The following is a 22,383-nucleotide window of genomic DNA, read 5'->3' on the forward strand; positions in this document are numbered from 1 at the left end:
TGTAATTTAACGCCTTTAATACATTTTACCACTGTAGTAACCGATATGAAAAAAATCCTCATCATTGATGATGAAGTTAATGTAGCCTTACTGCTATCTAAATTTTTAATCCGCAACGGCTTTGATGTAAGCACTGCATCAAGTGGTACAGGCGGAATGGAAGCCCTTAAAGTTGGCGATTATAACCTGGTACTGTGCGATTTCAGGCTGGAAGATACCGATGGGCGGGAAATGCTCCGCAATATTAAAACACAATATCCAAAAACCGGCGTAATTATTATTACCGGCTACTCGGATATAAAAATGGCTGTTGAGCTTATAAAAATGGGTGCCTATGATTATATTACCAAGCCCCTATATCCTGATGAAATTTTAAATACCATCAACAAAGCGTTTGAAACACATTATGCTTTAGTTGAGGCCACCGAAAATACTACAGGAACTGTTAACGCCGACAAATCAAAAAGCAAAGAGGCTAAAAAGCAAGTATTCGCCAGTGAATTTGTGGCCGGTACCAGCAAGGCATCAAAAGAATTGCTGAGGCAAATTGAGTTGGTGGCGCCAACTAATTACAGCGTAATTATTTTAGGCGAAAGCGGTACCGGTAAAGAATCGGTTGCTAAAAGCATCCACCTGAATAGTCCGCGCCATAATCAGCCTTTTATTGCTATGGATTGCGGTTCGTTAACCAAAGAACTGGCAGCCAGCGAATTTTTTGGGCACGAGAAGGGTTCGTTCACCGGTGCTTTGTATACCAAAATAGGCCACTTTGAAATGGCAAACGGTGGTACTTTGTTTTTGGATGAGGTAGGCAACTTATCATACGAGATACAGGCCGCCCTGTTGCGCACAGTGCAGGAGCGCAAGGTTAAACGGATTGGCAGCACAAAGGAGATTGATCTTGATGTGCGCATCATAATAGCCACTAATGAAAACCTGCAGGATGGTATAAGCAAGGGTAAATTCAGGGAAGATTTATACCACCGCTTTAACGAGTTTACCATTTACATGCCGCCACTGCGGGATCGTGGTGCTGATATCATGTTGTTGGCCGAACATTTTTTAAGGATAGCCGCAAATGAATTGGGCCGTAATGTGGAGTCATTTGCGCCCGAAGTTATTGATTGCTTTATGAACTACCGCTGGCCGGGTAACATCCGCGAGCTTAAAAACGTGATAAGGCGGGCCGCATTACTGGCCGAGGACAACGAGATTACCATGAAGGCCCTGCCGCTGGAAATCTCCAACTTTAAAACGCCGTCGTTTGATTACCCGGCTCATTCTGCGCCGTCGCCTTTTGATGCGCCAGAGGCTAAAGAAAACAGGCATGATTTAAAAAATGCCGCGCTTGAGGCCGAGTATGAGACCATCATCCGCGTTTTACGGGAAGTAAACTTTAATAAAACCAGGGCAGCCGAGATATTAAAGATTGACAGGAAAACCCTGTATAATAAAATGAAGGCTATCAACCTAAAGTAATACGATGGATTTGCATGAACAGGAAAAGGATAGCGAAGATGACCAGCTGCGCAAGCTGAAACACGATATTAGAAACCAGCTTTCAAACGTGCACCTGGCATTGGAACAACTAAAGTACGAATTGCCGGATATAAACGAGGAGTGTTTGTTTTATATAGAAATGATTGACACAAGTGCCAAAAAGATAAACGAGTTGTTAAATGGTGCGGAGTAGGCAAATTACGGCCAAATTACTTTTCAAAACGCTGAAACTTTTTAGCGTTTTTTTTGTCTCAGAAATGGGAAGGGAATCAAGAACCCAGGAGTCGGAAATGACACAGTTTGCGATTTTCCTTTCTCGATTCTAATATCTTGATTCTTATCACCAATGTCAATTTTTAACTACAAACAACGCAACAATATTATCCTGGCCAGTATTATAGTGCTGGGATGTTTTTTGCTGTATGCGCTTAGTGGCTTATTCAGTAGTATACTTGGCGCTATTGTATTGTATGTTATTTTCAGGCCGCTGTATGTGAACCTGGCCGAGAAGCGTGAATGGCCCAAATCGCTGGTGGCGCTTCTCATTATTTTTACTTCGTTAATCATTATTGTTATTCCCTTCCTTATCCTAAGCATTATGGTAGTAGGGAAAATATCCAGCATTAATATTAAAGACTTACCCATTGATCAATGGACTACAAAAATTGACGCATTTGCTGCCGCTAACCTTAATCAGCCCCATTTTGCCGAAGAAACGCTGCAAAAATTAGGCTCATTTGGTACCAGCCTGTTCCCATCTATACTTAGCAGCGCGGCAAGCATTATACTTACCTTGTTGGTTTTGTATTTTATTTTATATTTTATGCTTACACAAATGCGCGAGTTTGAAGCGGGTTTGTTAAAATACGCACCATTCAGAGAACAGCACGCATTAAAATTTGCAGCCGCCCTACGCGATTCTACCTATTCGAACGTTTTAGGACAAGGGATCATAGCTGTTACCCAGGGTGCGCTGCTGGCCAACGGTTTTTTAATATTCGGCATTCCCGACCCGGTTTTTTGGGGGGTTATAGCCATATTTATTTCATTTTTGCCGGTAGTAGGTGCGCCAACATTATGTATACCGGCAAGTATTTTGTTATTTGCACAGGGGCATAACTGGCAGGGTGTTGCATTGCTGGCTTATGGTTTATTATTTATAGGCAACGTTGATAATTTTTTAAGGATGATTATCAACAAGCGGGTGGCCAATACGCACCCCATTATATCCATCATTGGCGTGTTTATAGGGTTGCCGCTTTTTGGAATATTAGGCCTGGTTTTTGGTCCGCTTTTATTATCTTATTTTTTATTATTGCTGGAGATATATGAAACTAACCGTATGGCTGCCGACAGGCTTGAACGGATTAACACAGCAGCAGAAAACTGACAGCCATTGAACAGTTTTGTAAACACAGAACAAAAAAATAACTGACAAAAAAGCCATTTACATGCAATTAGTATACAAATAACACAATTAATGATATTTGGCAAGGTATTAGTATTAATGAATCAAATGTTCAACTTTAAATTTATATTACAATGAATGATAACACAAAAGTAGTTGTTGCATTGCTTGCGGGCTTGGCAGCAGGGGCAGCTTTAGGCATTTTATTTGCACCCGATAAAGGTGACGAAACTCGCGATAAGCTTACGGAATCATTAAAAAACCTTGGCGATTCGATTAAAGAAACCGCCGCGGCCGAAATTGACAACCTGGTTGGCCTGAAAGACAAAGTGGTTGGAAACATTAAATCAAAAATCCGCGGTGCCGAAGAAGAGTACCAGGACGATTTGGAACATGCATAATTTTAAATAGCCCGGATAATTCATATTATTGAGTTATCCGGGATTATAAAATTAGTAAACAAACAACCTATGGAAGCCGAAAAAGAAACACCACCACCATTACCACCAATTATTGATCAGTTAAGGGAATACGCCGAAACACGGTTTAAGCTTTTAAAATATGAGGCTATTGAAAATGGCACTTCCATTTTGGCAAGTGTTATTACCGATGTTGTTGTGGTATTAGGTATGGTGCTCTTCTTCATATTCGCCAGCCTTACTTTAGCGTTTTACCTGGCCGATTTATGGAACTCCAATTGGATGGGTTTTGGATGCGTTGCCCTTATTTATTTAATTATTGCCATCATTATTAAGTTGAATAAAAGCCGTATAGAAAAACCACTGGCCAATATTTTTATTCAAAAAATATTTAAAAGGTAAACATCATGAGCTATCAGATAAGAAGTATAAACGATTTGCAGGACGAGATATTCAGGCTCAAGACACTGGAGAGCCATCAAAGCGCGGCTTTAAAGGCGCGGGTGAGCAGCCCCTCTGCCATATTTTCATCTGTTATGTCGTTGTTTCCGCGTTCGGTTGATAGCGATGGTGTTCGTAGTCCCGGTCTTTTTCATCCGGATATTATAAACCTGGTATCAAGGTTTGTAATTCCGCTTACTTTAAATAAAACGCTGTTTAGAAATTCAAACTTCCTGGTTAAAACATTGGTGGGGCTGGTGTCGCAAAAGGCATCCAACTATGTTAATGAAGATTCTGTATCGGGTATTTGGGGTACTGTAAAAGGTCTTTTTGAAAAGTTTACCAAAAAGAAAAGCAAGGATGAGTACAAGCCAGAACCCTATAAAAAGCCAGTTGCCGGGCCGGTAGTTTAAAGCTATTTTAAACCCCACCCTGCTCAATTAGCAGAAAAAGTTATTTTTGCACTTTATTTTATAAAGTGGGAAAAGATAAGTTAAAGCGATTTGCAGAGATTGATACCTTTAGCAATGTATTACAATTGGATGCAGGCAAACCTTTTAAAGGGGAGTGGAGCAAAGGTTTTTTTAAAAATGACAACCCGGTAGTTTTAGAGCTGGCCTGCGGCAAAGGCGAATATACCGTAAACCTGGCCCAGCTTTTTCCTGATAAAAATTTTATTGGTGTTGATTATAAAGGCAACCGCATTTGGCGTGGTGCAAAAACGGCTATTGAAGATAGCGTTGCTAATGTTGCTTTCTTACGCATCCAGATAGAAAACCTGCTGGATTATTTTGCCGATAGCGAAGTAGACGAAATCTGGATTACCTTTCCCGACCCGCAACCGCAGCTAAGCCGCGAGAAAAAACGGTTAACATCTCCGCGGTTTTTAGATAAATATATCAGGATCCTGAAACCATCCGGCTGCGTAAACCTTAAAACCGATAACGACGGCCTGCATGCTTACACGGCCGAAAAGATTGAAGAGCTGAAACTAAAACTACACATCCGCACCGAAGATCTTTATCATTCGCCTTATGCCGATAATGTGCTATCGATAAAAACCTATTACGAAAAAAAATATTTGAAGGATAACAAGAACATTAATTATCTTAAGTTTTCGTTTGAGTAACGCATGAAGGCTTAAAGCTTAAAGCGGAAGGCCTAAAGCCTTGAAAGCCAAAACCTGTCAATAATAACACCAGGTGATTTAAAGCTTTTAGCCTTAAGCATCCGGCCCTAAGCTTTTAAAATGGATGATATTAACTTTTTTGATAAAGTATACCAGGTTGCAAGACTAATACCTAAAGGCAGAGTAACGTCATATGGGGCTATCGCCGCCTATTTAGGTACCAAAGGATCATCGCGTATGGTGGGCTATGCGATGCAGGCGGCAGGCAGGGCCAATCCGCCGGTACCCGCGCACCGGGTTGTAAACAGGCAGGGCTTGCTTACCGCCAAGTTTCATTTCGGGGGTAATACCATGCAGGAGATGTTGGAAAGCGAAGGCGTAAAAGTAACTGACGACCAGGTGCAGGATTTTAAAAATGTGTATTGGGATCCAAATATTGAGTTGGCGTTATAGGTTAATGGTTTGAATTATAGTGTAATAGAGATACAGTATGGTAAAAAGCTCTATAAAAGGTATTATAATTGCCATTACAGGATGGTTTTTACCCCTCAACCATTTGTAAGTTAACCAGCAAATTCCGACTGGAATAATAATGCTAAATATAAAGGCAAACATGATCAGTGTGAAATCGAATTTGGCTTGTCTGAAACTGTGACTCATAACAATATTATTTAAGCATCTCTAATAATTCTATCCTGTTCCCAAATGGGTCGATAAAAGAAAACCGTTCCCTGCCGGGGATTACGGGTTCTTCTATAAATTCTACTTCATAACTTTTTAAATGTTCACGTGCTGCTGCAATATTGGTCACCTCAAAGGCATTGTGCCTTGAGGTGCGTGGCATGGCCTCCTCGGTACTCAAATGCAGCTGGATATTGGCAATATTAAACCAATAACCTTTCGACCTGAACTTAGGCCGCTCAATTTGCTCAAGACCTATAATATCGGCATAAAAAATCCGTGCTTCCTCCAATCGCTCGGCAGGTACAACAATCTGGAAATGGTCGGCACGTTTAAAGTTAATCATCGGATATTCAGAAACAAAACTACTTATTCAACACAGCACGGCGATATGGGCAGTTCCTGCCTCACCTTATTAATTGGTATATGCTTATCGATGTGGCGTTACGAAAAACAATCAAAAGTCGGCTAAAAATTGCAAACAACAAATGGCCTTAAAAAAAATGGCCTTTATTTTGCTTTGGTTAAAATATCTACTTAAAACTAAATATTATGGCAAAGTATTCAGAAAAAGCAGGTGAAAAAGTTGAGAAAACCATGCACGAAATGAAAGAGGGGAAACTTAAAAGCGGCAGCGGTAAAAAAGTGACCAGCAAGAAACAGGCCGTAGCTATTGGTTTATCAGAAGCCCGTAAGGAAGGCGCAAAGGTGCCTAAAAAGAAAAGCTGATATTTAAAAGTAACAAAGCCACCGGCTGTAATAATCGATGGCTTTGTTACTTTTAATTGATAAAAATATCTACTTAAAATCGGTAGCTATCCAACTGGCCAGGTTGCCTTCTTTATTAATCTCTATCAGTTTTTCAACGTCATCATCCTTTTTATGAGATTCTTCCATGCTGTATTTGGATAGCATGGCTCTTAATGCTACCAGATTGGCCGTGTTTTTATCAAAATCGGTTTTATGTTGTAATGCAAATTTGGCGTACTGTGAAGTATAGGTAAACAACAGCTCGGGATTAAGATCGCTAAGATTATTTACGGCCTTATTGATGGATACGGAAACGCTGTGCGAGCCTTGTACCCAGGCTAAGATAAATAAGCGGGCGGCCTGCCTTTTTTCGCGTTTGTCTTTCCAGCCGGTTTGTTGCAGCCAGTCGGCTGTGTTTATTACCTGCTGCTCGTACATGTCAAAGTCGGCATCGGTTTGCAGTTCGTAATGCATGGGCACATCATATTTTTGTGCGGTTGCCGTAAGGCAAAAGATAGTTAACGTTATACTAAGTGTTAAAATGTATTTCATGTGTTATTTGTTATTAAGCAGGCTATACTGAAAGTTCAGCAAGTCTTTTTTTATTTCGAAATTCCTTTTGGCTACTGTCGATATATATGCACCTACCCCTTTGTTAAAAATGCCGATGGCCTCATTATCGTATTTAGGTTCATAATAATAAATCCACTTTGATGCCAGGTATTTATCTGCAGCTTCAAGTTGCTCCTCATCCATAAAGGCGCGGGTTTCTTCATCGGCTATTACAACCGCTATCCTTGGCTTCAGTGTGTGTTCAAAATTATAAACTTCGGTTAAAGTAGCGTTAATATTGTCGGCTGTCATGGTGTTGTACACCCGGTTAAAAACCGACATGGTTTTATTGTACAAATCATAATCCTGTACGGCATCGGCCTGGTATTTAAATAGCCTGTTGTATTTAACGGCAAGTAAATCGCGGGCTTCGCCGGTATTGCTTTTGTTGTAAAAGAAGATGAAAATATTTTTGTCCAAACTTTCCAGCTTTTTAACGGATTCGTGCCGTTCATGATCAATAAGGCCGCTTACTGTTTGCGCCTCGTTCTTTATGTATTTATTGCCTTTGTAATCAAATGTTTTGATATCGTTTTGGGCAGTTATAAGTGTATTTAATGTGCTAATATCCTGCTCCATTCTTTCGATGTTTTTTGGCAGGCTGCAATTGGCATCGGTAAACAATTCCTCAAAAGTAAAAGTTGTATCTGTAACCATGTTAATTGCATCTTCCACGTCAAACCGGGTTATCCCACGACCATCATAGTAGCCTTTATATGCCTCGTTAAATGAGTTTTGGCTAATAGCGTTATAAAAATCAGCTTTAAAACCTTCCAGGTTGATAACGGAAAAATCCTTGTTTAGTTTTGCCCCGGCATAAATCTCGTCGGTAAGCAGTATCTGCAGCTGTTCGGGGTTATTAAATATCACCCAGGCGGACTCGTTAACTACAGGTGCATTCAGGTTGATAATTGTTAATGCAGCTCCCCGGTCCTCGTTTGAGGGATGCGACGACCATTGGTCATTAATAATCACCTCGCTGGTTTCGCCAATGTTGGTATGCTTATCAATTATTGGCAGCCCTATGCTATCGGCTTTAAGCCCATGGTTGGCCGCATAATGACTGATCATTTCCAGTTGTTGCGGATAAAAATTTTGTGACCGTTTGTTTTCTGCCAATTGGCTATTCCAGTAATTTAACAGGCCGCTGTAACATAGCTGCCCAACTTCAATCCGTTTTAACGATGATATGGCATGGTTTGAACCGCTTACGTAGGCTGCCATGGCATCGGCATGAAATTCCATTTCGCGCGATAAGCCCATGTATGTTTTGTTAAGCACCACATATATCTTTTTCAGGATGTTTTGCATGCCCATCACCAGTTGGATATTTATCCAGGCAAACAGCCGGAATATGCTGTGAACGCGGGCAAAGCCGTTTAAAAGCTTGCCGTAACCATCATTGTCATACAACATGTTGTGAATAACCTTGTTAAGGTTATATACGTAGCTGCCAAACTTCATGCTTCGTTGCGAAAAATGGCCAAACTCATGCGCCATAATTGCCTTAAACTCCGATAAGTTAATGGAGTTTACCAACCCGAGGCCAATTTTAAGGTTCTTTTTAACCGGAAAAAACATGCTCCAAAAGCTGGAATCGTAAAATACACCGGCGTTTACGTCGGCCGAAATAAATATCCGTTTTGGAAAAGGCGCCTGCGCCTCGTCCGTTAGTTGTTTAATAAATGCAAAAAGCGCAGGTTGCTCGTCGGGAGTTATCTCCATCATATCTGAATGGTCGGCAGGCGTACTTTTAAAAAGAAACTTGATGGTAAAAAATACCAGCATCAACCCCGATCCCATTAAAGCAACTCCGGCTATCAATCCCATAAATGACGACAGCCCGGATATGATAACTACGCCCAAAGCGATAAATGCCCCTGCAATGGCAACGGCACCCAGGAGTAGTAAAAGGTAGGTGAGTATAAAAAGAAATATTGCCCCGATGGATTTGTAAACCTGTTTGGTAAAAGCCCGCGAAGGCTTTAAAATACCTTTATCGGCATGTACAGGCATCGGCGGAAAGGTAAAGGCACTTGTGCTCATTTAGTTTTAGTAAATGAATCCATAATATCCATTAAAACAACGGCCTCGTCAATAGAGCAGGGGTTAGGGCCCTCGTTTTTAAAGTAAGCCACAATTTTTTCGATCATGGGTTGCTGTATGTGCTGCGGGTGTTTAAAAGTTACGGTTTCATCTTCGGTATCCGTTTTCCAGCTCACATAATTGCCAAAAAACGGGAAAGTTATTTTTCCTTTAGTGCCGATGATCTCGCAGGTATCAGTGGTTAAACTTTCGGCAACATTAAAGCACCAGGAGCCATTAACTACCACTTTGTTTTTAAACTGAATTTGGCCGCAAACATGGTCATCGGCCTGTGTTGATGCCGATTGGTTGAGTGAGAAGCCGTGATATTTTTCAGGTTCGCCAAAATAATATAACATCAGGTCCAGTTGGTGCGGGGCAAGATCATGAAAATAGCCACCGCCCGAAAATTCGGGCAGCACTCTCCAATTAGCTTCGCTTTCAGCAATCAATTTTGGCTTACGGCTTTGCCACATCCTGATTTGTACTGTGCGCACTTCGCCAATTTTTTGTTTATCCAGCAAATTCTTCACCATTAAAAACATAGGTACGGCCCTGCGGTAATGTGCTACAGTGAGTTTTGCATTGCTTTGTTTTACGGCCGCAGCCATAGCCCTGGCTTCATCGGCATTACGGGTAACAGGTTTCTCCACGTATACATTAAAACCCTTTTCTAAGGCAGCTAAAGCATACTCCAGGTGTGATGATGGGGGAGTAGCAATATAAATAGCATTTACGCCGGCTTCGGCCATCATTTTATCAGCGTCGCTGTACCATTTGCCCACCAGGTGGCGGCTGGCATAGTCGGCTGCTTTAACTGCATCGCGCCGCATAACGGCTATCAGGTCGCTGTCGGCCACTTTTTTAAATGCCGGCCCGCTTTTAAGTTCGGTTACATTGCCGCAACCAATTATGCCCCAATTGATCATATTGCCCCCTCTAAATCTCCCCCTGAATGGGGAGACTTTTAAGAAATTTATTTGGTTAATTAATTATTGGTATCAATACCCCGCTCCAGCTCCCCCTTTAGGGGGCCGGGGGGCTATAATATCGCCTCTATCTGCGCCAACTCATCGGCCGAAAAAATAATATTATCCAGCGCCTTTAATGAATCGGCCAGTTGCTCGGCACGGCTTGCGCCTATTAGTACCGATGTAACGCGGGTATCTTTAAGCAACCATGCCAATGCCATTTGTGCCAGTGTTTGGCCACGCTGCAAGGCAAGGTCGTTAAGTCTTTTTATCTGGCTCAGGCGTTCTTCAGTTAATTGCGAAGCCTGTAAAAAACCGGTTGATTTTGCCGCCCTTGAATCTTCGGGGATGCCGTGTAAATATTTGTTAGTTAACATACCCTGGGCCAATGGCGAAAAAGGGATACAGCCCACACCCTCGTTGCCCAGCACATCCATTAAGCCGCCTTCAACCCAACGCTCAAACATGGAGTATTTTGGCTGGTGGATAAGGCATGGCGTGCCCAATTCTTTTAATATTTTAATGGCTTTAGCTGCAAGATCGGCAGGGTAGTTGGAAATGCCCGCATATAAAGCTTTCCCCTGGCGAACGATGAGATCAAGCGCTGCCATGGTTTCTTCCAGCGGCGTTTCAGGATCAGGGCGATGATGGTAAAATATATCTACATACTCCAGGCCCATACGTTCAAGGCTTTGGTCAAGGCTGGCAACCAGGTACTTTTTTGAACCCCAATCGCCATAAGGGCCATCCCACATAGTATAGCCGGCTTTGCTGCTGATGATCATCTCATCGCGGTAACCGCGAAAATCTTCTTTTAAAATGCGACCAAAATTCTCTTCGGCCGAACCCGGCGGCGGCCCGTAGTTGTTGGCCAGATCAAAATGGGTAATACCGCTATCAAAAGCAAGGTGCAAAATTTTGCGGTAGTTTTCGGTGACATCAACGTGGCCGAAATTATGCCACAGCCCCAGTGAAATAGCCGGTAATTTAATGCCGCTATTACCACAGCGGCGGTATTGCATTTTTTTGTATCTGTCTGCAGATGGTAGATATGTCATATTTATAAAAGGTATGGATTGAGTTGGATTGTATCGGAAGTAAAAATAGAATTTTAATCAGAATATTTTGTCTGAATCAGAATTTACAGGATTTAAGAATTTTCAGAATCTAAGCAGGATACACTCCTATAATTCTGTTAATCGTATAATTCTGTGAATTCTGATTCAGACAACCTTCGCCACCACAAAAGTACTGCCACCAACAAAAACCAGGTCGTTATCCCCAGCTGCGTTTTGAGCTGCTTGTAATGCCTGTTTAACCGATGTATATGCCAATCCCTGCAAACCAATGCTTTCAGCCTTCAGCCTTAAGCTCTCGGCCTCCAAACCCCTTGGGATATCGGGTTTGCAAAAATAGTAGGTAGCATCCTTGGGGAGCATGCTTAAAACTTTGGTAATATCCTTATCGTTCACCATACCAATTACAAAATGGAGGTGTTTGTAATTGACGGATGCAATGTTTTGTAAAACCTCCTGTATACCGTCAGGATTGTGGCCGGTATCGCAAATGGTCAGGGGTTTTTCTGTTAATGTTTCCCAGCGGCCGTGTAAACCGGTGAGGGTTTTTACCTGCGATAAGGCTGTACTGATATCATCGTCGCTAATATTGAAACCCTGAATACGCAGTTCGTCAATAGCGGTTAACACCGTTTTTACATTTTTGAGCTGATATGAGCCGGTAAGATCAAGCCGGATGGCGAGTTGTGAGTTGTGAGTTGTGAGTTGTGAGTTTTTTGTGGCGGTTAAATCAAGTTGGTTTTCTTTTTGAATTTTGAATTTTGAATTTTGAATTTCCCACGTATCTGATGCAAATGAAAGGTTGGCATGTTCTTTTGTCGCTTTGTCAACAAATACGTGAGCTGTTTCCGGCTGGTTTTCGCCAATAATAACCGGGACGCCAGGTTTTATAATACCTGCTTTTTCGCCGGCTATGAGTTGTAAAGTATCGCCCAGGATATTCATGTGGTCCCAGCCGATGTTGGTGATAATAGAAAGTAGCGGATTGATGATATTGGTAGAATCCAATCGGCCCCCTAACCCAACTTCAATGATGGCTATATCTAATTTCTCTTTTGCAAAAACATCAAAAGCAAGGCCAACAGTCATTTCAAAGAATGACGGACGGATCTCATCAAAATCTTTACGATGATCTTCAACAAAATCAATAACCGTTTGCTCACTGATCATTTGCCCGTTTATGCGGATGCGTTCGCGAAAATCTTTTAGGTGGGGGGATGTGTACAACCCGGTTTTGTAACCAGCCGTTTGCAATACTGCCGCCAGCATGTGCGACGTAGAACCTTTGCCATTGGTGCCGCCAACATGCACGCTTTTAAATTTATGCTGGGGATTATCAAGGCGTTTGCAAAGCTCGACGGTATTATCGAGGTTAGCTTTATAAGCAGAAGCCCCATCGCGCGTAAACATGGGGAGTTGGGTATATAGGTATTGGATGGTTTCGTTGTAGTCCATGGTCCATGGTCCATAGTCCATAGCTATGGTGAATTTGGATGAAAATTTATGAAATAAACTTTTGCCATGGTCTATTGTCCATTGACCATGAACTAAAAGATTAATTTACCTTAAACACAAATACCACAGTACCAACCTGGGTATCAGGTGCCGAATCGAGGGGATTTAGCTTAGAGTTTTTTACAGCATCTTCACATTTTTGCAACAACGCTGCATCGGTTATAGTGGTTCCACGGGCACCGGCACGCGCGTATACTACGTTGCCATCTTTATCAACTCTTATATCAACCATTATTTTGCCTGTTTGGCGGTTGTCGTCGCTAACAGAGGGGCGGCTTACAAAATTACGCTGGGCCATGTTAAGGTTGCCTCCGTTACCAGATCCTGTTCCGTTATAATTGTTAGTTAGCGTAGTGCCTGTAGTTTTGCCCTGGTTTCCCGGTTTATTACCCGTTCCGTCACCCTCTCCCGTTCCGGTTGTGGCTTTGCCTTTATAAAGGGCGTTTTGATTCACAACGGGTTTTGCAACCGCTTTAGTAGGTTGTGGCGTAGCTACTGCAGTTGTTGGTTTTTTTGTTGGGGCCGCCACTTCGGGCGCATCTTCGGTATTTTGGGTAACAACGGTTTTCTCGCTGGCCTGCGGTGTTGGTTTGTCCTCCGACGGCGGGGCAGGGGTAACTTTGTCGGGTTTGGTATGATTAGCTTTCTCGGCAACCGAAGGTTCTTCTGTACTCATATAATCGTTACCCATGCCTTCATCAACGGTGCCATAATTCACCAGGATACCACCTGTACCTTCCTCCTGCTTAGGCGGGTTTTTAAACACGATAAAATAACATGCCGCTATCAGCAAGGTCATGATAATGCCTGTTGCTAAAAACGCCTTTGGATAGTTATTTTGCTCTTCCCTATATTCCATTTTATTCAGTTGGCAGTTGCCGGTTTGCAGTTGCATGTTTGCAGTTATCAGTTGCTCTTTATTTCAAAGTTAAGCAAAAGCAAAACCTTTACGCAAATTGATAACTGCCGAGTGCCCACTGTAAACTGCAAACTGCCTATTTAGGTTCCGTTGCTAAAACCAGTTTAATGTTCAATTTTTGTGCTATATCCAATACCTGTACCACATCCTGTATGGCCACGGTTTTATCTACCGATAAAACAATGGTTAATTCTTTAGCCATCGTTTTGTAGGTTGATAGTTCGTCCATGAGTTTATCTACAGGCACAACCTTTTTATCAACGGTGTACACCAGATCTTTAGTAATTGCTACGTTGATTGTTTTTTTGGAGATAGACTGCCCGCTTGACGATTTTGGCAAAACCAACTTAACCACGTTTGGGTTGGTTACCGTAGATGCGATGAGGAAAAACAAAAGCAGGAAGAACATGATATCGTTCATAGCCGAGGTATGTACCTCGGCAGATGCACTTTTATGTCTTTTTCTTAAATTCATTTGCTTGGCTCCTCTAACAGGTCAATAAATTCAATGGCATCAGTTTCCAGTTTCAGAATAACCTTATCAACCATCATATTTAAAATATGGTAGCATACATAGGCCACAATACCCACAAATAAGCCGGCGGCTGATGTTACCATTTTTACATATAAACCACCGGATATAACACCCATACTGATGTTATCTGTTTTAGAAATATCGTAAAAAATTTTGATTACACCCGCAATAGTACCCAGGAAACCAAACATCGGCGCAATACCGGCAACAATACCCAGAATACCAATGTTTTTTTCGAGTTTGGATACTTCCAGCTTGCCAATGTTTTCTATCGCGCCTTCAATATCTTTTATCGGGCGGCCAATACGCAACAGGCCTTTTTGAAGCATACGGCCCAATGGCGTATTGCTGTTACGGCAAATGGCGATGGCTGATTCCAGGTTGCCCGAATGGATACTTGCACGTACCTGTACCATCAGGTTCGACTCATTACGGGATGCCTTGCGGATAGTAAAATAGCGTTCAAAAAATATCACAAGCCCCAGTACAGCAAGTATGCCAATAGGTATCATTACCCAGCCGCCTTTTATCAGCAGGTCGCCAAAACGTAAATCTTCTGCGGGTGCTAATTGAGTGGCTGCATGGTTAGCGGTATCTGCTAAATGCTTTGCTGTATCTGTTACTGCCTGTATTAATAATAAAGTCATTTCTGATGTTTAACGAGTTGATATGGATACGATGTTATTTCTATTTTCTTTTCTTTTACCAGCCTATCTTTTTGGGCTTTTGCTTCATCATAAGTTGCAAAGCTGCCGGTTACAACCTTAATAAGCTTACCGGTACCTGGGCCGCTGTAAACGCGGGCATCAACCCCTTTTCTCTGGTAATTATCTGCTTCTGCCTGGGCTTTTTTTACCGTTTTAAACGACCCCAGGATAACGGCGAAAACAGGGCCGGTTGATGAATCGGCAGGCGGGGTGGCAGCACTTGCTGTCTTTAACGCAGAATCGGGCTTTAAAATTGCCTTTTTGATGGTATCAGTAGGCTGTGCCGCTTTTTTTACGGAGTCGGTATCGCTTTTTGTAACAGGTGTAGCTTTGGGCTCGGGCGGCAACTGCATTTCCTGGCCTTTGTTCAGGCGCAGCCATTGCGGTTTAAATTTGTAAATGGTTAAACCGGCGCTGGCCAAAATTATTATAGCTATTAATACAATTGCCCAGGTGCTTATACTGCGCCTTGGTTCTGGCTCTGCATCAAAATATTCTTCGGGTTGATTAACAGTTTCTTCTGACAGGATTTCCCTGATTGGTGGCGGTAATGGCAAAGGCTCCGGCGATTGTACAGCGGCCGTTGTTGCCTGGGGCGTGCCAACAGCTTCTGGCGCGGCAGTGCCCGTTTCAACTGTTACCTCTGGCGCAGCGGGCTGGTTTAGTTTTTTTATGCCGACGGGCGCGTACCCGTAAAACGATGCATTATCAGCATTGCTTATCTTTGATTTAAAGGCAATTTTGCCTTTATCCATAAAAAACCAACCCAGATCGGCAAACGGAACTTCCTGCAAAGCAGCCTCTTGTTTTAAGGAGTTTATGTATTTATCGGTGAAGTACTTAGATGACGCAAGGGAAATTTTTTTCTTTTCGGCGATGTACCTTGTTAAAGTGTCATCACCATCAACTATTTGCGGATTGAATTGTATTTTATAGCCTGGCGGGTAAAATTTGCGTTCGGCATCGTTATACCATGCGCTTACACGAACATGCACAAAATGGCCCAGCCCAGGCACGCTTATTTCGCCGTGCTGGCCCAATAGTTCGCTTAAGTAATTGGCTATATCCATTTGCTAAAATACGGTTTACTACAAAGTTGATATCTTAAAATGAGAAACCAACGCCGCCAAAGATATTAAATCCATAGTTAGAATAGTATACCCAGTTTTGATAACCTGAGTTTAAAATGTTATTTGCCTGCGCAAATACTGTAATAACGGGTGTAACCCGGTATTCAACACCGCCATTCAAATCGGCAAATGAGGCGATTTCGCGGTTTTTCATTAACAGGGTTGTATTTGGTGTCGGCGTTCCCAGCGGCCCTGGTGTTATGCCGAATGGCCTGTCATAGGCGGTTCCCCTTATCAATAATGAGCCGGTAATGCTTACTTTGTTGTTAATATGAATGGCAGTACCTGCTGTCAACAAAAACTTAGGCAAGTTCCAGGCTTGCGCTTCTGTCGCCATTTTATAATCCTTAAACTCCACGCGGCCAAAAATGTTTACATCTTCAGTTGCCTTAAAATCAAGCTCGCCATTAAAACCGCTTACACGCGACCGTCCTTTATCATATATCACATCAAACTTGTAGCCCTGGGTGGTTTGGGTGCTTACAAATAAGGCCATTTCTTTTACGCTGTTGCGAAACACTGCAGCTTTAAAGCTAAGCCCGGGTGCCAGCGTGCCTTTTAAGCCGGCGCTGATATCCAATTGATCAACGGAGTTTTGAAGCTTTATATTTTGATTGATGTATGGGTTTACATTTGCAAAATCGCGAATAGATGCCCTGTTTACATCACCCTTGGCCTCAACAAAAAGGCGTACATATTTAGGAATTACCTGGTACTCGAGTTTTGCTGCAGGGAAAACAAAAAAGCGGTCATAATCGCCAAATTCTTTAGCGATGGTTACGCCCGCGTCTATTTTATAGTTGGTACCCTGGAATTTAATATAAGGGTTTAACCGCAGAATGCTGTTGTTTAAGTTATAAGCACTATCTTTTGGATTGGCAACATCAATTGAAGCGCCAAGGCCGGTGTAAAACTGTTTAATAGTTTGGTTTACGAAGCCCGAAAGCACAATATTACTCTCACGCGCTTTAAACGCATTGCTAAAAGAATAACCGTTTAGTTTTACCGAGTAGGTAAAGTCGTTTTCAACATTCTTGAAGTTTTTGGCCAGTTCAACTTCGCCGCTGATATCATTAAAATATTGTTTTTGCGGGGTAAAGGTTAAAGGAATTGAATCCGGATGGCCGTAAAAGTAAACTCCACGGCGTTTGTAATTAATACGGCCGCTAATGGTGTTTTCTGAATTGATGCTTTTGATAAACACACCAACTTCGTCTTTACTTTCGGTTTGCTTATCCCATGAACCCGATTGCGAAAGGTGTTTCAGGAAACCACCAACCTGTAAAGCCTGGTCGCGGCCGTTACCAAAATATGCTTCGCCAAACAAGGTTTTCATGCTACCCACGCCTGCTTTAACATAGTTGTTAAGCAATACCGAGTCCTGCTCGGCGGGCCGTTTTTGGGCATCAAGACGTTTAATTTCCGAATCCTGCTCCAGTTTTTTATCCATCGGGGCATAGGCCAACGGCGCCTTAAAAGGTACTTTATCTTCGAGGTCCGGATTACGGCGAATTTTTACCGCATCAGCTAAAACCGGTTTATAGGCAGTGGTTACCACAATCTCTTCTGATAAACTGCCGCCGTTTGCAGGATTGTTGCCGTTGGCGCCACCCTTTTTAGTAGTATCCTGGCTGGTTTTGCTAACTACATCGCCCAGTTTTTTTGCACCGGCATCGGTTTTTCTAACAGTAGTTTTTGTTGCGGCTTTTGCGGGTGCCTTGGCCGGCGTTTTGGCTTTAACTGTTTTTACTGTTGCCTTTTTTGCATGTTTCTTTGTTTGCGCTTGTGCAGGAACAAAGTATAATGCTATTATTAAGGTAAGCAGCGTATAGGTGTATCTTAATTTCATTGCTTGTCTTCTTTTATATTACTCTTCGTTATCCTGTTAGTTTTGGGCTGGGGTTTTGGTGGTATCCGCAGGCGCTGCTTTATTGTCGCCGGTATCAGGTACTACAGGTGCGGCATTTTTGCTTGATTTGCCACCGTTTAACACATCCAGTTTTTGTTTGGCCGTTGGCAGTATATCATCATCGGCTTTATAGTTATCAATAATACTTTGCAGGGTTGCTTTAGCCTGGAAATTGTCTTTCAGGGCCCGGTAGTTGTCGGCTAATAAGATATATGTTTTGGCTACCCAATAATCGTAGTTTGGCATCTCCTTAGCCAGATCAAAACACATTTTTTGCGATGTTTTGTACCGGCCTTTTAAATACTCCACCTGTGCTACATTGTATTTTGCTTCGGCTGCGGCAACTGTTTTGGTGTTGGTTATGGTGTAGTTTAATTCCTTAATTGCGGTGGTTGTATCGCCCCTTTGCAAATAAGCCTTACCTGCATATAAACCTGTACGGAATTTATCTTCCTGCGCGGTTTTATCGTTTTCCCTAACCAGTTTTACATAGTTCAGCGCGTCGTCCGGCATTTTCATTTCGGCATAGCAAAGCAACAGGTTATTAATGGCAAAGGTATAATCGGCCTTATATTCTGAATTGGTTTCCAACCGTTTCAGAAATACCACTGCTTCGTTATATTTTTGCTGGCTAATGTAAAGCTTGGCCATCGCTATTAATGATTTTTCGCTGTAGGCGCTTGTCCAGTCGTTTAATATCAGGTTATAGTCCACTACTGCTTCCTGTGTCCTGTTCAGGTTGGTTAAGCTTTGCGCCCTTATAAACCTTGCTTGTTTTTCGTAAATCTGCTTGCCCGGGAACTTATCAAAGTAAGCGTTTACGGCACCTAATGCGCCTTGCCAGTCGTTTTTTAAATAAAGGTTGTTGGCAGCAGTTATCATAATGCTTTCCTGGTCGGCAGCGGTGTAGTTACCTATCGGTGTGGTAGCCGCATAGCTAATAAATGTTTGGGCATCACCTTTATCTGTATAAATTTTTTCTATCTGCTTAAGCGCCTGTTTAGCCTCATCGGTTGATGAGTAATCCTGGATCACTTTTTTGAATGATTCAACGGCCACATCATCATTACCGGCATTGTAATCAATTAAACCAATAGTAACCAGCGCACGCGGGATGTAGCTGCTGCGCGGGTATTTCTGAATCATGGCCTGCAAATCTGTTTTGGCTTTATCGCCGTTTGTTTTCAGGAAATAAGTGTAGGCTATCTCGAACGACGCATCATCGGCATAATCAGAATTTGGGAATTTGTTCAGCACATCGTTCAACGTGCTTATCTTGGTATCCAACGAGCCCTGCAATCCCTGGATCATGCCACGCTGAAACAATGCGTAATCTTCGCCCTGGCTATGCCTGGCAATAATGCGGTTGTAGTAATCAAGCGCTTTGCCGTAGCTTTTAAGCACAAAGTAGCTATCGCCAATACGGGTTACCGCGTCGTTTTGGGTACTTTCGTCTTTTACGTCGCCGGCCAGGAACTTTTCAAAATAGTTAGCTGCTTTTTTGTATTGCTCGCCATAAAAGGCAGCGTAACCCACGGCGTAGTTGGCATAGTTGGCCACTTCGGTTTCCTTAGCCTCGGGCATATCTAAAAACCGTTCAAAGGTTTCAACCGACTCGGCATATTTACGTACCTCGTACATGGCTTCGGCCATCCAGTAAGTGGTAAGGGCTGCGGTTTTTGGGTCGATAGGGTTTTTTAGCGACCGAAGAAAAATACCTATGGCGTTTTCAAAGGCGCGCTCGTTATAAAACTCCAATCCACGGTAATAGGTAACCTTTTGATAAGCTATCTGAGCACTTTCTGATTTATTGGGGATGGGTTCCAGGATGTCAACCGCTTCTTTATAATTACGGGAGTTTAGCAGTTCTTCGCCTAATAAAACCTTCATCTCATCATTACGGCGCGAGCGCGGATAGTTTTTAAGATATAAACGCGTGGCGGCAAGGGCTTCGGTATTAAAATCCAGTTCGTATGATAGCTTGGCGTACTCATACAAGGCATCTTCCTGTAATTGCTTGTCGTAATTAAGCTTTGATGCATTAAGGAAAGCGTTACGTGCACTTTGCTTGTTGTTCATTTTCAGGAAAACATCGCCTAAGGTGTAGTTGCCATTTTGGCTGTATACATCTTTTTGCTCCACCAGTTTTTCAAGTTCGCTGGCCGCCTGGGCGTAGTTGCCCACCTTGTAAAAGGTGTAACCTATCTGATAGCTATCCTGTGTGTTTTGGGTACGCCCCTGGTCACGGTCCTGGAAACGGCCGTAGTACTTAACAGCATTGTCAAAATTGCCTTTGGCAAAGTACGATGCGGCAATGATGCGCAGCATTTCGGTTTCATTTTGCTGGTGGGTGTTATTAACAATAGGTACCGCGTAGTTTATTACATCGTCATAGCGTTTATCTAAAAAGTAAACGGCCGAAATGTAATAAGGGTAGCTGTTTTCGTATTTTTTTGATTTTTTTAACCGCTCAAAGTTTACCAATGCCAGGTGGTAATCTTTGTTGAGGTAGGCTATGTAGGCAAAGTAATAAGTTGCATCCTCGGTAAATTCGGTTTTTTTGGCTTTTACTTCCGCAAAAAGCAATTGGGCTTCTTTAAAATTACCTAACGAAAAATAAGCGTAGCCTTTGCGAAATTTATACTCGGTATTATCATGGCCGTTAAGCTCGCCGGCCTGTACTTTATCAAACCATTCAATTGATTTTTCGTAGTTGCCTTGTTTAAAATATGATTTGCCTATCTGGAAATAAGCCAGTTTAGTAAGCGGATTTTCAGGATGTTCTTTAATGAAACGCAGAAACATGCTTTCGGCATCGTCATTATTAAGGTTAAGAGCGCAAAAGGCTTCGTAATACTGGCTGTTTTCTTTTACCAGCGACAAATCCGACTCGAACTTGGGCTGGTTGGTAGTTTTTAGCCGGGCAGTTTCTAATAGCCGGAATTGCTCGGCCGCAGATGCATATTTTCCTTTACTCATCAGGTCGATGGCGGTATGGTAAGTGCGGTAAACCTGGGTAGATGGATTTTGCTGTGCCAGAGCGGTTGAAGCTATAAAAACAGGAATTAGCAGGGGGATGTATCTTTTTTTGATCATAAAGCGCATACTAACGATGATGCTAAATTAGCGAAACGAAAATGGCTAATTAACATAAGTAGTTAACAAATGTGGAAAACACGTTTATAAAACGAAGGTAATATTAAAGATGATATGTGTGTGGAAAACTTTAAAATTGTTGACTGTTCTATAGCCAGGGCGGGGAACGCAAAATAACCAATTAGTATAAGCTGCCGCAATTTTTTTAAACTTTAAGCGTGTTTGATAATATGTTTGTTTGCGTGTGTTGCCCGATTTTCGTGTCGGCCGGGATATACCGTTTTGCCGGTAAAAGACTTAAGCTGTTAATCATTTTGTTTTTTCCGTTGTTTTGTAATGCACAAAAAATAAACGGGCCAATTGTTTTAACCGCCCCGCAATTTTTATTGCCGGCCAACGAATTTTACATTGCCGGGGTTGTGGATGACCGGGACGACCGCGGTGCTGTAGCCTGGCTTTTACCTGCTGCGCAGCTAACCCCAGCCACACCAAAATACAGGGTTGATCTGGTAGGGGGCACGCTACCGGCAGTTAAAGAATATATGGGCAAAAGCCTGCCGCCCGATAAAATATTAAGGCCGGTTATTATCCATATCAAAAAACTAATGGTAGATGAAACTTTGCAGCCGGGAGGTAAAGTTGAAGGCAAATTGAGTATTGTTTTATCATTTTGGTTAAAAAAGGATGATGATGACCTGCGGCTGATTGATTACCGCGGGGGGACAAACTATACCAGGGGCACAGGGCAGCAAATGGATGTGGGCGGGCTGTTAGGTAATTCGTTACGGGTGGGGCTGTTGTATTTTAATAGCTGGATAGATAAACAAGCTGGGGGCAATATTAAGCTGGCCAAAGGTGTAAAATTAATTTTTAGTGATTATGCCGAACAACCCGAAGGCGACACTATTTACTATTCGGCCAAGCGGCGTTTAAGTTGGGACGATTTTCAGCAAAGGCCCCTTGCCAGTAAATATGAAGCTGAAGTTTTTCCGAGCATAGCTTATGGAGAGCATGTGGAGGTTGTTAAGGGAATTATTAACGTGCACATAAGCCTAAAACCATATTTGCCCAAAAGCGCTTGCTGGGTAAAGGATGGAGGCCGTACTCCTTATAATTTAAATCACGAGCAAAGGCACTTTGATATTGTAAAGTTGGTGATGGAGCATTTTAAGCAGCATTTGCTCAAAGAAAAACTTACGGTTGACAATTATGATGGCCCGATTAACGTGGATTACCTCGATTCGTTCAGGGAAATGAACGACCTGCAAAAACAGTATGATGACGAAACAAACCACGGGCTTAATGTTAGCGTGCAGGAGGAGTGGAATAAGAAGATTGATAAAGAACTTAAGCCTTAGATGTGCAGATGTGCAAATTTCAGATATGCAGATGTGGCCATTTTAAATTTCGAATTTGGAGATGCCTGTTTTGGCTGAGCGTGAGGGGCAAATTATCTATCGAATTATGAGTGTCACGAGCAACATGGCTTGCGAAGCGTCA

Annotated in this window: 22 protein-coding genes; 10 read left to right on the forward strand and 12 right to left on the reverse strand. The window is 42.5% G+C overall.

Features of this window, described 5'->3' with window-relative positions:
* The first annotated feature begins 45 nt into the window (after nucleotides 1-45).
* The 8 genes from BMX56_RS07625 to BMX56_RS07660 all read left to right on the forward strand — a co-directional run bounded on the left by BMX56_RS07625 (nucleotide 46) and on the right by BMX56_RS07660 (nucleotide 5,350).
* Nucleotides 46-1,479, forward strand: a complete 1,434-nt coding sequence (locus tag BMX56_RS07625; protein ID WP_090643537.1) for a sigma-54-dependent transcriptional regulator — start codon at nucleotides 46-48, stop codon at nucleotides 1,477-1,479.
* Nucleotides 1,480-1,483: 4 nt separating this feature from the next.
* Complete coding sequence (locus tag BMX56_RS07630; RefSeq protein ID WP_090643540.1) at nucleotides 1,484-1,693, forward strand: hypothetical protein; 210 nt, start codon at nucleotides 1,484-1,486, stop codon at nucleotides 1,691-1,693.
* Nucleotides 1,694-1,846: 153 nt separating this feature from the next.
* Nucleotides 1,847-2,890 carry an AI-2E family transporter gene (locus tag BMX56_RS07635; RefSeq protein WP_090643544.1) on the forward strand — a complete coding sequence of 348 codons (1,044 nt, stop codon included), beginning with the start codon at nucleotides 1,847-1,849 and terminating at the stop codon, nucleotides 2,888-2,890.
* A 152-nt stretch (nucleotides 2,891-3,042) separates the two neighbouring features.
* On the forward strand, nucleotides 3,043-3,309 hold the full coding sequence (locus BMX56_RS07640) for a YtxH domain-containing protein (protein ID WP_090643549.1): 267 nt from the start codon (nucleotides 3,043-3,045) through the stop codon (nucleotides 3,307-3,309).
* 69 nt (nucleotides 3,310-3,378) lie between these two features.
* The gene (locus BMX56_RS07645; protein WP_090643554.1) at nucleotides 3,379-3,729 is read left to right on the forward strand and encodes a phage holin family protein; all 351 of its coding nucleotides are present in this window, start codon (nucleotides 3,379-3,381) and stop codon (nucleotides 3,727-3,729) included.
* Between the two features lie 5 nt (nucleotides 3,730-3,734).
* Entirely contained in the window at nucleotides 3,735-4,181 is a 447-nt protein-coding gene (locus BMX56_RS07650; protein WP_090643558.1) for a hypothetical protein, read from the forward strand.
* A gap of 65 nt (nucleotides 4,182-4,246) precedes the next feature.
* A complete protein-coding gene (gene trmB / locus BMX56_RS07655) occupies nucleotides 4,247-4,897 on the forward strand; it encodes a tRNA (guanosine(46)-N7)-methyltransferase TrmB (RefSeq protein ID WP_090643563.1) in 651 nt (216 codons plus the stop codon).
* Between the two features lie 120 nt (nucleotides 4,898-5,017).
* Nucleotides 5,018-5,350 carry an MGMT family protein gene (locus BMX56_RS07660; RefSeq protein WP_090643567.1) on the forward strand — a complete coding sequence of 111 codons (333 nt, stop codon included), beginning with the start codon at nucleotides 5,018-5,020 and terminating at the stop codon, nucleotides 5,348-5,350.
* 214 nt (nucleotides 5,351-5,564) lie between these two features.
* Here BMX56_RS07660 and BMX56_RS07670 read toward each other — a convergent pair whose 3' ends face one another.
* Nucleotides 5,565-5,924 carry a VOC family protein gene (locus tag BMX56_RS07670; RefSeq protein ID WP_090643576.1) on the reverse strand — a complete coding sequence of 120 codons (360 nt, stop codon included), beginning with the start codon at nucleotides 5,922-5,924 and terminating at the stop codon, nucleotides 5,565-5,567.
* Between the two features lie 206 nt (nucleotides 5,925-6,130).
* On the opposite strand from BMX56_RS07670, the gene BMX56_RS30090 reads away from it, so the two are divergent.
* On the forward strand, nucleotides 6,131-6,307 hold the full coding sequence (locus BMX56_RS30090; protein ID WP_167516215.1) for a DUF6496 domain-containing protein: 177 nt from the start codon (nucleotides 6,131-6,133) through the stop codon (nucleotides 6,305-6,307).
* A gap of 69 nt (nucleotides 6,308-6,376) precedes the next feature.
* Here the strand turns inward: BMX56_RS30090 and BMX56_RS07675 are convergent, their stop codons facing one another.
* The 11 genes from BMX56_RS07675 to BMX56_RS07725 all read right to left on the reverse strand — a co-directional run bounded on the left by BMX56_RS07675 (nucleotide 6,377) and on the right by BMX56_RS07725 (nucleotide 20,883).
* Entirely contained in the window at nucleotides 6,377-6,880 is a 504-nt protein-coding gene (locus BMX56_RS07675; protein WP_090643579.1) for a hypothetical protein, read from the reverse strand.
* Nucleotides 6,881-6,883: 3 nt separating this feature from the next.
* Nucleotides 6,884-8,986 carry a M48 family metallopeptidase gene (locus tag BMX56_RS07680; protein ID WP_090643582.1) on the reverse strand — a complete coding sequence of 701 codons (2,103 nt, stop codon included), beginning with the start codon at nucleotides 8,984-8,986 and terminating at the stop codon, nucleotides 6,884-6,886.
* Nucleotides 8,983-9,954 (reverse strand): Gfo/Idh/MocA family protein, encoded by a 972-nt coding sequence (locus BMX56_RS07685; RefSeq protein ID WP_090643587.1) that lies wholly within the window; start codon nucleotides 9,952-9,954, stop codon nucleotides 8,983-8,985. The genes BMX56_RS07680 and BMX56_RS07685 overlap by 4 nt, the downstream gene beginning before the upstream one ends.
* A 113-nt stretch (nucleotides 9,955-10,067) precedes the next feature.
* A complete protein-coding gene (gene mgrA, locus BMX56_RS07690) occupies nucleotides 10,068-11,054 on the reverse strand; it encodes an L-glyceraldehyde 3-phosphate reductase (RefSeq protein ID WP_090643591.1) in 987 nt (328 codons plus the stop codon).
* 165 nt (nucleotides 11,055-11,219) lie between these two features.
* Nucleotides 11,220-12,548, reverse strand: coding sequence for a bifunctional folylpolyglutamate synthase/dihydrofolate synthase (locus tag BMX56_RS07695; protein ID WP_255369797.1), 1,329 nt, complete (start codon nucleotides 12,546-12,548; stop codon nucleotides 11,220-11,222).
* 79 nt (nucleotides 12,549-12,627) lie between these two features.
* Nucleotides 12,628-13,446 (reverse strand): energy transducer TonB, encoded by an 819-nt coding sequence (locus BMX56_RS07700; protein ID WP_090644035.1) that lies wholly within the window; start codon nucleotides 13,444-13,446, stop codon nucleotides 12,628-12,630.
* Between the two features lie 136 nt (nucleotides 13,447-13,582).
* Nucleotides 13,583-13,981, reverse strand: a complete 399-nt coding sequence (locus BMX56_RS07705; RefSeq protein WP_090643595.1) for an ExbD/TolR family protein — start codon at nucleotides 13,979-13,981, stop codon at nucleotides 13,583-13,585.
* Nucleotides 13,978-14,688 (reverse strand): MotA/TolQ/ExbB proton channel family protein, encoded by a 711-nt coding sequence (locus BMX56_RS07710; RefSeq protein ID WP_090643596.1) that lies wholly within the window; start codon nucleotides 14,686-14,688, stop codon nucleotides 13,978-13,980. The genes BMX56_RS07705 and BMX56_RS07710 overlap by 4 nt, the downstream gene beginning before the upstream one ends.
* On the reverse strand, nucleotides 14,685-15,818 hold the full coding sequence (locus BMX56_RS07715; protein WP_090643600.1) for an HU domain-containing protein: 1,134 nt from the start codon (nucleotides 15,816-15,818) through the stop codon (nucleotides 14,685-14,687). Before BMX56_RS07715 ends, BMX56_RS07710 begins: the two co-directional genes overlap by 4 nt.
* Nucleotides 15,819-15,852: 34 nt before the next feature.
* Entirely contained in the window at nucleotides 15,853-17,727 is a 1,875-nt protein-coding gene (locus BMX56_RS07720) for a porin family protein (protein WP_090643605.1), read from the reverse strand.
* A gap of 36 nt (nucleotides 17,728-17,763) precedes the next feature.
* Nucleotides 17,764-20,883 carry a tetratricopeptide repeat protein gene (locus BMX56_RS07725; protein ID WP_090644038.1) on the reverse strand — a complete coding sequence of 1,040 codons (3,120 nt, stop codon included), beginning with the start codon at nucleotides 20,881-20,883 and terminating at the stop codon, nucleotides 17,764-17,766.
* Between the two features lie 260 nt (nucleotides 20,884-21,143).
* Between BMX56_RS07725 and BMX56_RS07730 the strand changes: the two genes are divergently transcribed.
* Nucleotides 21,144-22,241 carry a hypothetical protein gene (locus BMX56_RS07730; RefSeq protein ID WP_090643610.1) on the forward strand — a complete coding sequence of 366 codons (1,098 nt, stop codon included), beginning with the start codon at nucleotides 21,144-21,146 and terminating at the stop codon, nucleotides 22,239-22,241.
* Nucleotides 22,242-22,383 lie beyond the last annotated feature (142 nt).

Source organism: Mucilaginibacter sp. OK283 (genome assembly GCF_900110415.1).
Classification (GTDB): domain Bacteria; phylum Bacteroidota; class Bacteroidia; order Sphingobacteriales; family Sphingobacteriaceae; genus Mucilaginibacter.